The following is an 8,835-nucleotide window of genomic DNA, read 5'->3' on the forward strand; positions in this document are numbered from 1 at the left end:
CTTCGCATGTTGAAGGAACCAGAAGGGGCCCGCGACACACGAAACTAACGAAACCGCCCTTTTTGACGACTTCACCAGAAAAGGATTACCCTGCCGTTCACCCTGTTCAGATAGCATGTTTTGCAATTAGATCACAGGAGCGCGCCTGCATCCTTCGCCGATCGCGCCCCGCTTTCTCGCCTCTTCGCCTTCCTTGCGCATGCGCGTCCTGCGCCGCCTTCGCGAAGAAGGTCCGCGCACGAAAAACCGCCCTCGCTGGCAGCTTTTGACGGTTAGGGGTTGTCGATTCGGGCACCGCTTTCGCCGTCCCTTGGCTCGGATTCCATTTTACCTGGTCACAGCGTTGAGCCGTTTCGCTGCGCTTACGCAGGCGCCCGGTACGCCGGGTCAAACGACCTCAAACCGTCAAAAGCTGCCAGCGAGGGCGGTTTTTCGTGCGCGGACCTTCTTCGCAAAGGCGGCGCAGGGCGCGCATGCGCAAGAAAGGCGAAGAGGCGAGAAAGCGGGTCGCGATCAGCGAAGGATGCAAGCGCGCTCTCGTGACCAAATTGCAAAACATGCTATCTGAACAGGGTGAACGGCAGGGTAATCCTTTTCTGGTGAAGTCGTCAAAAAGGGCGGTTTCGTTAGTTTCGTGTGTCGCGGGCCCCTTCTGGTTCCTTCAACATGCGAAGCGCATCGCAAAAATGCGAAGCGATTTACATCTAGGGAAGGGGAACTATGAAAGGGAATGCAACTGCTGCGAAGAGCGTGATAAGGGTAGGGCTTATCGCACTCGTTTCGCTTGCGCTGGCTGCAATGCTGGGGCTGTCTGCATGCGGCGGGGGAACGTCGTCTTCGGAGGTGGCGACCGAGGATCGGACCAATGCCAAGCAGGTCATTATGGCTGCTGGCGATTTGTTCACGATGATGGACATGGGCTTGACCGATGCCGACAGCCCGGCCGTCATCTCTCAGGACGATCCGGCTTATGCGGAGTTTTTCGATGAGCTTCTGAAGTATAAGAAGGTTGCAGATCTTGATGTTCAGGACGTGCAGATCACGGTGTCCATTCAGGCTGTGCAGGCGAGCACTGCACGAGAAGACAGCACTCAGGTGAACTATCGCTATTCCGTTACCGATGCAAGCATGAAGGTGAACGGAGCGTCGATTTCTTACAGTGCTGACAAGGGCTTTTCCAAGAACTAAGTGATCCGACTTTACGTAAAGGAGCATCATCATGGAGACTATATCTCGTAGGAACTTTCTTACTTTGGGCGCTATGGGCGCAGCGGGCGCCGCTGTTTGCGGTCTGGTTGGCTGCGCTCCCCAATCCGCTGAAAAAAGCGGCTCTGGCGTGGCCGCAGGCAACGGGGAGACCATTAACTGCTCGGGTATCGTCGTGAATCCCGAAGAGGTTACCGAGGTTATATCCACCGGCATCGTCATCGTGGGCGGCGGTTTTGCGGGGCTTGCATGTGCTGTGCAGGCCGCCGAAAACGGCGACGATTTCATTTTGCTGGAAGGCCAGGCCACGCTGGGCGGCAACGGTCAAGGCGTGGAGGGCACGTTCGCCGTCGATTCCCGTTTCCAGAAAGAGCAGAACGTTTCGTGCGATCGCTCTATCATCATGCAAGAAGAACTGGGCAAGGCCCAGTGGTGCCCGGATGGATTGCTGTACAAGGACCTTATCGATGCTTCCGCGGACAATATCGAGTGGCTGGTGGATACGTGCGGATGCAAGCTGAGCGGTCTGATAGACAACTATCCTTGCGGAGCGGTGGCGGGCAAAGTCAACTCGTTCCATTGGTGGGAAGATGGTGCCGCGTACGTGGGCTATGTTCTGCCCATGCAGGCTCGCTTGCGCGAGAAGGGCGCGGACATTCGCTTGAACAATCGCGCGCTCGAGTTCAGCTACGACGAATCGGGCAAGGTCAACGGCGTGTACGCTATCGACGCGTTCGGCGATTTGGTTCAGTATCAGGCGCAGGTCGTGGTGCTGGCTACGGGCGGCTTCGCCAACGATGATCGTCGCCTGACCAAATGGGGCTTCAATCTGGAGACGCTTGAACGCATCGGCACGCCCGGCCATTTCGGAGACGGCGTGAACATGGCTTTGGCTGCGGGAGCTGCCGAGTTCTCCGGTGTTTGCTATTTGAAGTACAACCGAATTTCTCATCAGGTGGAAGTGTTCGGTCCTCAGTGGTCGGCGTTCGCTTTCGGCGGCCCCATGCTTTGGGTCAACGAGGACTGCGATCGCTTCGTGGACGAGTCGTGCGCGCTTGTGGTCGAGAACGTTATCACGCAGTCTGCGCCGATTCACAATCAGAATGGTCATTGCTTCAGCGTGTTCGATCAGGCTATTTACGACAAGCAGATCGCTCAATACAACCCCGAGGCTATTTCCGACTGGGGCGTTGATATCACCGAGCAAATGGAAAAGATCATTGCCGAAGGCGACGACGTATGGCGAGCGGATACGCTGGCTGCCGTAGCTGAAAAAGCCGGCCTCGACGCTGCGGCGCTGCAGGCTGCAGTAGACGACTGCAATGCAAAATGCGCTGCCGGCGTGGATGATTTGTACGGCAAGAAGGCCGAATACTTGACGCCTATTGCTCAAGGTCCCTTCTATATTTGTGAGATTCACGAATGCATGGAAGGACCTTTGGGCGGCGTTCGAACCGACCGCAAGTTCCGCCCCGTTTTGGAAAAGGGCGGCGTCATGGAGAACGTGTTCGTTATCGGCCTTGACGGTATCATGCTGTATCGAGACGTCTATCCCATGGATGTCCCCGGATCTGCGAGCGCCGAGTGCTTGAACGGTGGTCGCTCTGCTGCCAATCAAGCTCACGATCTGCTTCGCGCGTAAAGCGAGCCGACTTGCTGCTTGAGCGATCGGCAGCAAGGTTTCGAGTCCCTCCCTTGCAAAAGCCAGGCCGAGCGTACGTTCGGCCTGGCTTTTGCTTTCGGGAAAGCTGGTGTGCGAGGCTAGCGCTTGAAAGCCTCGATAGCGTCTAGCAGCTCTTGACGGTTATGCAGGTTGCACTTGGTGTAGATGTGTCGCAGGTGGGTCTTCACCGTGTTCTCGGACAGAACCAGCATTTCTGCGATATAGGGTGCGCTGCGGCCTTCGGCGAAAAGGGCGAAGACGTCCTTTTCGCGTGCGGTGAGCTCGTAGGCGTCCGCAAAGCGATCGAGGTGGTCTTCCTGCTTGTCGCAGGCGTCTAGGGAGCTGTCCGCCGTGCTCGCTTCTACATCATCGCGTTGGCGGCGCCACAGAACGGTGCACAGGCGTGCTAGTCCCATAACCGCAATCAGCAGCAGATAGCTTAATGCCATCATCATGATGCTGTTCGTTGCGTTCGCTGATCCTCCCAATGCAATGCCAATGAGCTGTCCAGCCAGAATGCCGGCTTGCTCGGCCCCCATGGCGACGGCGAGGATGCGCAGGGGGGACGTTGCCGTCGTTTTCGCATAGAAAGCAACCAGCGTCCATACCAAAATGTCGAATCCGGCGTAGCCGATGGGGATGAATATGCGGGTCAGGCCCTGAACGTCGTTGGTGTAAAGCCCTACGGTCATAACCAGCAGGCCAAACACCATGAAGGAAAGGCACGCATTGAAAAGCGATTCCATGCGTCGCGCGGGCGCCGTTAGGCTGGCTATAAAGAACAGCAACGACACGATGCCTCGTAATCCGACGATGTCGATGATCGTTTGACGCTCGGTGGCGGCGGGAGAGAATATCTCGAAGCTGCACATGAGTCCGAAAGCGATGCAGAATACAAGGATGAACGCAGGAAATCGAACGTCGACTCCCAGCACGTGCGCTTTCGCGGTCATGGTTTGTTCGGGTGTTTGCTCCGCTTGATCAATGCGGTAAGGGTCCGTGTGCTGGAGTTTCGCATCGATTGCGTACAGCGCGAAAGATACGAGGGGCAAAACGATTATGAAGGTGCCTTCTGCGATGGGGACCAAGCCTTCGGTAAGGATGTTGATAGCCAGTCCCAACGCCCAAGCGCCTGCAATGTGGGTCATGGCTTTGGCGGGTCCTTGGGCGATGCAGATGCGGCCCCATGAAATGTTGAGCACAGCCATTGACGAGCCCGTGACGAAAGCCCCTGCCATAGCAAGCGCAGTCATATTGGCGCTTGCGGCAAGAAGGATGGATGCCGTAGAAATTGCGCCTGCTACTGCTGCGACCAAGGTGGTCTTGACGCTCCATATCGATGAGGTCTGCCGTTTGGCGGCGACGGCCAGTGCAAGAAACACGATGGCGCTTGCCGTTAGCATGACTATGAACGATTCCTGGGCTAACTCAGGCGCTTGCGCAAGATCAAGCCCCTTTCGGTCGGCCAGCACGAAGTACAGGGAGTCCCCGAACATCGCCCGATCCATCCAAGTCCAGAAAAAACTTGCGCCAACAATTGCGAGCCAAGAAGAAGAGCCGCTCAGAGCTTTGAAATTCATAACACCGTTTCCCCAGAGGCGAAGTATCGAACCGCAACATCATATCATGATGCGCGACAGGCGTTTTCCAAAGCTCTAACCTCTTGCGCTATCCGCGGGACAGCTTGCCTTTCACCTTGCCGATGAGCGAGCCGACGAACGCGGCTTCGGGTACGCGCAGCTTGATGGACAGGCCGAACGTCACCAGCAGCGCCACGATTCCTCCGACGAGCACGTACGTCAAGGCCAGAGGGATCGATCCGGCGATGGGGGCGACGAACGCTTGCAGCGCATACAGTACGCCGCCGCCGGCCAGTGCTCCCAAGCCGCCGAACACCAGGCCGGAGAAGCATGCCTTCACCACCGACCGCAGGCCGAACGCCCCCAGGCGGCTGCGCAGGTAAGCGAACAGGCACAGGTCCGCCACCACGTAGAACAGCACCTCCGCAACGGCGATGATCTCGATGGGGAACCGGTCGATGTTGGCGGCGCCGTAGACGGTGAGTGCGATCTGAGCGGCGCCGGCCATGAAGTTGAACGCTGCGAACACGCCCATCTTGCGCAGGCTGCTGAAGATCTTCTGCAGGTACGTGTTGACGCCGTACACGGGCAAGGCAAGCGCCAGCACCGCCATGTACGAGGCGATGGATGCGACGTTCTCGGAGGTGAACGCGCCTGCATTGTACAGCGTGACCAGCGGCAACGAGAACACCATGAGGTACATGGCAAACGGGATCATGAAGAACAGGATCTGGTTCGTGCCCCCTATGATGCCGCGCTTCACGCCTTCCATGTTGTTCTCGGCTTGCATGTCGGCCAGCTCGGTGAACATGGCGGTGGTGATGGGCACGGCCAAAAATGCGTAGGGCAGCGTGAACCACTGGCGCGCGTACAACAGGATGGACGGCCCGTTCGAGGCGAAGCTGTAGGCCGCCGCGTTCTGGACCGACACCACCGCGAACGAGCACAGCATGACGAACACGGCCGGCACGCCGATCCCCAGCGTTTCGCGCAAGGCGGGATCGCGCAGGTTGATGCGCGGCCTGATGCGGATGCCGTTGCGCTTGAGGGCGGGCAGCTGGATAGCCAGCGCAACGAACACGCCCAGGGGGTTGCCGATGGCTATGATGTAAAGCGCAAGCTCGGGGTCTTGCGGGGCGACCGCTGCGTACAGCAGAAACGAAGCGATGACCACCACGCTTTGCGCCGCCGGGGCGATCGACGACCAAAGGTAGTCCCTGTTGGCGTTGAGTAGGCCCGATACGATAGCCGTCGCACCGGAGAACACGATCTGGATGGCGAAGAACTGGAAGAAGAACACGGAGAGCGCCATTTCGGATTGCTCCGAGAAGAAGCTTTGCGTATAAATGGCGACTCCCGGAAACGCGATGCAAAGCGCCGACACCACGCCCAGCAGCAGCACGACGATGGTGAGCAGGTTCGAGGCGTACTCGTTGCCAGCCTCACGCCCCAGGCGTTTTTTCACCGACAGGTACACGGGCAGGAAGGCGGTCACGATCATGCCGCCTATCACCAGCTCGTACAGCTGAGCGGGAAGGTTGTTCGCCACTTGATAGGAACTCGACAGAAGCGTAGAGCCCAGCGCGAACGCCATGACCCAGGTGCGGACGAAGCCGAGCACGCGCGAGATCAGGGTGCATGCGCTGATGAGCGCGGCCGACGACCCGACCGCAACGGTTGTTTCCTCGGGCTCTGGCGAGGGGGTGATGGTCTTGTCCGTTCCGCCATGCTTGCTGATGATGGGCAGCTCCGAGGTGGAACCTGGAAAGGCCGCGCGCTCTTCGCGCGTGCTCCGCGCGGCTGCTTTCGCGGCATCGCGCGGGTCGGGGGTCTGCGGTTCGAAGGGGTCGCGCGGAGGCGTGGTCCGGTCGGGTCCGGCATGGCGCCCGCCGATGAATATCTCGGACGTCTCTCCTGGAGCCGCCGAACGCAGACGCGCCTTCGCGCTGGCGGGGTCGTGGCGCGGCTCCGGCTTCGGCACGACCGTCTGGGCGACCGCGGCCGCGATGGCGGTGCGATCGAGGCCTGCGTGGCGACCGCCCACGAATATCTCCGAGGTGGAACCGGGGTCGGCGGGGCGCATATGTTGAGCTCGTGCGAGCTTGTCGGACATGGAGGGACGCTTCCTTATGCATCGGATATAATGGCCCATCATAGCAAACCCGGAAAGAAGACCTTCATGCACATCCTCATCGTACGCAATAATTCCAACTCGAAAGCCGTGGACGCCTCGCTGCTATTGGCAACGTACCTGGCCACGCAGGGGGTTGAGTACACGCTGGTCGATTCCACCGAGCTTTCGTGTGCATGCGACCACGACAGCTTGAACGCCGCGTTGGCGGCGGGCGTGGAGATGGCGGTAGTGCTTGGCGGCGACGGCACGATCCTGCGCACGGCGCGCCAGATCGGTACGACCGGGGTGCCCATCCTGGGCATCAATTTCGGTCGCTTGGGCTTTTTGGCGAATTCGAGCGATGCCGGCGTGGTTGCCATCGTGGCCGCGGCTTTGGCGGGCGACGTGGTGGCCGAGCAGCGCGCGAACCTGCGCATCGACGTTGTATGCGAGGGCGAGCCCGATCCGTGGAGCGACGATGACGACGGGGAAGGACCCTCGTGCGATGCGGCATCGCCGTGCGAGGCGGGCGCTCGTAGCTTCTTCGCGCTCAACGAACTTGCGGTGACGCGCGGCGCGAACGGTCGCGTCATCGATTTCACGTTGGGGGTTTCCGGTTCGCACGTTGCCGAAATGCGCGGCGACGGCCTGGTGGTTGCCACGGCGACGGGCTCGACGGCCTACGCGCTGTCGGCGGGCGGTCCTTTGGTGGCGCCCGGGTTCACGGGGCTGGTGGTGGTGCCGCTCGCGCCGCATACGCTGCATTCGCGCGCCATCGTGACCGCATCGAACGACGTGGTGGAAATGGGCTTGCCGCGCGACGCGGCCCGACGCGACGCCACCCTGTTTGCCGATGGGGAGCTGTTGTCGTTCGATCGTCCGGTGCGTCGCATCTACGTCAGCCGAGGCGAAGCCCCCACCGTTTTGCTGCGTCATCAGCACGAGGGCTTTTACGAGCACGCCGCGAAGGTGTTTTTCTAGCGGGTTGGAGGTTGGAGCCGCTGTAGCTTGCGTCGCCGTTCGAAGTGCGTGGCTTGACGGCCAAGGATGCCTTGCGAACCGGCCGGGTGGTTCGCGCCGCTAGCCTGGCAAGCTTTCAACCGTGAATAGCTGTGCTGTGCTCGATTTTGTTTGAGCGAGACGGCGTTCGGCGCGCGCGATTTCGTCGCTTCGGGGGATACCGTAGCGTTCAAGGAGCCTTGCGAAACGATCGGCGTCCATCACGTCTTTGTAGGAAAAGCGCACGATAGGCATGCCGTGGAGGGTAAGCTGCGACTCCCGGTGCTGCTCGTCGGCAAGGACGCGCATCGGCGTTCGACCGTTGCGGAATGCGTCGCATTCGTACTTTTGCATGCCGTCGAATTCGCCAATGACATTGCTGCCGTCCATTCGCGTCCAAAGGAAATCGACGCGGAACGAACGTTGCGGGTCGAGCGGCCGCGGAAAAGCAACCTGGAGACAGGGGAGCGCGAACCCCTGCTCAATCATAGTGGCGCGCGCAATGGATTCTCCGCCGCTTTCGCTCAGGGGATCGGCGTAGTACATGGTTCTTATGGCTTGATTGATGCCTGGGTACGTTGTGCCTAGGCGCTTGAAGCGAGCAGCGAACCAGCTTGGCGCATTTCCAGTGCAGCGTAGTGCGCCGTCGGCGATAGCCAAGGCTTGCTTGAAGCTGGTCGTTCGCATGCAATCAAAGGCGGTCCGAGTGAGGGAGGTAACGCGAAGACCCCGGACGAGAGCGGGTTCATCATCTTCAATCACATGCCAGCGGATGCTGGATGGCGACGCGTTGCGTTTCGCACGAGATGTTTCGACATGGATTGCGTCCATTTGGCTGAACGCGACGGGCAGGCCAAACGCAATCGCTGCCGATTCGTGGCAAAAGATCCAGTCGGGGTGCAGCTTCTGCAACGTGCGAAGGATGTGCATCGCTTGCTGGGGTTTCGCAAGAGCCTGCCAATACGAAGCTCGTGCATACATGCCGCGAACTGGGCGAATGGCTTCCCCTTGATTGATTTGCCGGCGTAAGAGTTCTCGGATGCGCGGGCTCGAGGGCACAAGGCACAGTTGATTGCGCTCGGCACACATGAAGAGGCGAGCCAGTTCGACATCGCGGACTTCGGTCATGAGCGCCCTCCTTGCACCGAGTGTTGTTTGCCCATTGTCTCACGATCCGTGCAATAAAATATAAGGAAGTCCATAATACTTATAAGGTACATTGTCGAGCCCAAAACAACTTTTTTGGGGCGGGAACGGGTTTTTGGTTGGTCAAT

The 8,835-nt window shown here is 59.5% G+C and carries 6 protein-coding genes; 3 read left to right on the forward strand and 3 right to left on the reverse strand.

The genetic code is table 11. From position 1 onward, the window contains the following. The first annotated feature begins 720 nt into the window (after window positions 1-720). Entirely contained in the window at window positions 721-1,188 is a 468-nt protein-coding gene (locus ACMNI9_RS10095; protein ID WP_225749411.1) for a hypothetical protein, read from the forward strand. A 31-nt stretch (window positions 1,189-1,219) separates the two neighbouring features. Beyond that, the gene (locus ACMNI9_RS10100) at window positions 1,220-2,848 is read left to right on the forward strand and encodes an FAD-dependent oxidoreductase (RefSeq protein ID WP_418831928.1); all 1,629 of its coding nucleotides are present in this window, start codon (window positions 1,220-1,222) and stop codon (window positions 2,846-2,848) included. 119 nt (window positions 2,849-2,967) lie between these two features. Here the strand turns inward: ACMNI9_RS10100 and ACMNI9_RS10105 are convergent, their stop codons facing one another. Both ACMNI9_RS10105 and ACMNI9_RS10110 read right to left on the reverse strand, forming a co-directional pair. Continuing rightward, on the reverse strand, window positions 2,968-4,449 hold the full coding sequence (locus ACMNI9_RS10105) for a helix-turn-helix transcriptional regulator (protein ID WP_225749410.1): 1,482 nt from the start codon (window positions 4,447-4,449) through the stop codon (window positions 2,968-2,970). A gap of 88 nt (window positions 4,450-4,537) precedes the next feature. Then, window positions 4,538-6,562, reverse strand: coding sequence for a lipid II flippase MurJ (locus ACMNI9_RS10110; protein WP_418831929.1), 2,025 nt, complete (start codon window positions 6,560-6,562; stop codon window positions 4,538-4,540). 66 nt (window positions 6,563-6,628) lie between these two features. On the opposite strand from ACMNI9_RS10110, the gene ACMNI9_RS10115 reads away from it, so the two are divergent. Next, complete coding sequence (locus ACMNI9_RS10115; RefSeq protein WP_418831931.1) at window positions 6,629-7,543, forward strand: NAD(+)/NADH kinase; 915 nt, start codon at window positions 6,629-6,631, stop codon at window positions 7,541-7,543. A 99-nt stretch (window positions 7,544-7,642) separates the two neighbouring features. Here the strand turns inward: ACMNI9_RS10115 and ACMNI9_RS10120 are convergent, their stop codons facing one another. Beyond that, complete coding sequence (locus tag ACMNI9_RS10120; RefSeq protein WP_418831932.1) at window positions 7,643-8,689, reverse strand: type IV toxin-antitoxin system AbiEi family antitoxin domain-containing protein; 1,047 nt, start codon at window positions 8,687-8,689, stop codon at window positions 7,643-7,645. Between the last annotated feature and the right edge of the window lie 146 nt (window positions 8,690-8,835).

This window comes from Paraeggerthella sp. (assembly GCF_048427265.1).
Classification (GTDB): Bacteria; Actinomycetota; Coriobacteriia; order Coriobacteriales; family Eggerthellaceae; genus Paraeggerthella; species Paraeggerthella hominis.